The sequence below is a fragment of the Paenibacillus arenosi genome (assembly GCF_014841135.1).
Lineage (GTDB): Bacteria > Bacillota > Bacilli > Paenibacillales > Paenibacillaceae > Paenibacillus_B > Paenibacillus_B arenosi.
The window spans coordinates 1-1,262 of sequence record NZ_JACYTN010000054.1; the positions used below are offsets into that span (position 1 = coordinate 1).

General features: G+C 47.9%; 1 protein-coding gene. It reads left to right on the plus strand.

Features of this window, described 5'->3' with window-relative positions:
* The first annotated feature begins 13 nt into the window (after nt 1–13).
* Nucleotides 14–1,210 carry an IS256 family transposase gene (locus tag IFO66_RS23605; RefSeq protein ID WP_192027462.1) on the plus strand — a complete coding sequence of 399 codons (1,197 nt, stop codon included), beginning with the start codon at nt 14–16 and terminating at the stop codon, nt 1,208–1,210.
* Nucleotides 1,211–1,262 lie beyond the last annotated feature (52 nt).

Sequence of the window (1,262 nt, forward strand, 5' to 3'; positions counted from 1 at the left end):
GGAGGTACTATTTATGACTCAATATCATATTACCTTAGATGAACCATTATTGCATCAATTGTTTATTGGTGAGTCCCGGGATGCGGGAGTTGCAGCATTGCTAGAGACCGTTCTAAATCAGGTCTTGAAAGCACAAGCCACGGATCAACTCCAAGCGGAACATTATGAACGCACGGAGGAACGGCAAGGATATCGAAATGGGACCTATCCACATACGCTGACTACACGAGTTGGAAAGCTCACTCTGAATGTACCGCGCTTTAGGGACGGAGCGTTTTCCACGGAGTTGTTTGCCAGATACCAACGCAGCGAGCAGGCACTTGTGTTAGCTCTTATGGAGATGGTGCTCAATGGCGTGTCGACAAGGAAAGTTTCCAACATAACGCAAGAGCTTTGTGGGGCAGCGTTTTCTAAATCGACGGTTAGTGAGCTGTGTAAGCAATTGGACCCTATTGTGCAGGAATGGGCACAGCGACCACTAAGCGAGAAGATGTACCCTTTTATCCTGATCGATGCTTTATACGTAAAGGTACGTGAGGATGGTCGAGTTCGCTCACGTGCTGTGATGATTGCCGCTGGCATTAACGAAAGAGGTACTCGTGAAATTTTAGGCTTGCAGATTGGCGATACCGAGTCTGAAGCAAGCTGGGGCGTCTTTTTCATGGAACTAAAACAGCGTGGCCTACATGGTGTCGATCTCATTACTAGCGACCAACACGGTGGCTTGGTGAAGGCTGTACGGACTCACTTTCAGGGTGTGACGTGGCAACGATGCCAAACCCACTTCATGCGCAACATTCTGGATGCTTCACCAAAAGCCTTGCGTCCTGAGATTAAGGCCCATGCACGCGCCATTTTTGAAGCTGCCAACGAGCAGATGGGCCGAGAGTTGCTAGAAAAGACGATAGCCACTTTTATAGATAAGGCGCCCAAGGCCATGCAGGTTATGGAAGAAGGATTTGACGATGCTACAGCTGTCTTAGCCTTACCTGCTGATGTACGAGTCCGAACACGCACGACAAATGCAATTGAACGCCTAAATGGAGAGCTACGACGCAGAGAACGTGTTATTCGCATTTTCCCAAATCGAGACTCGGTACTACGTCTATTCGGAGCTCTACTCATGGAACAGGATGATAAATGGACGACAGGGAAAAAGTACGTAGATCTCAATGCGTACCATACTTGGCGACGTCCTCAAACCAAATAGTGGATAAACCATTTTGACGGCGAGGAATTTACACATAAATATGGACTTGACC

Excerpts from the sequence above, each read along its gene's own strand:
- IFO66_RS23605 (WP_192027462.1), top strand. The coding sequence starts at position 14 with ATGACTCAATATCATATTACCTTAGATGAACCATTATTGCATCAATTG.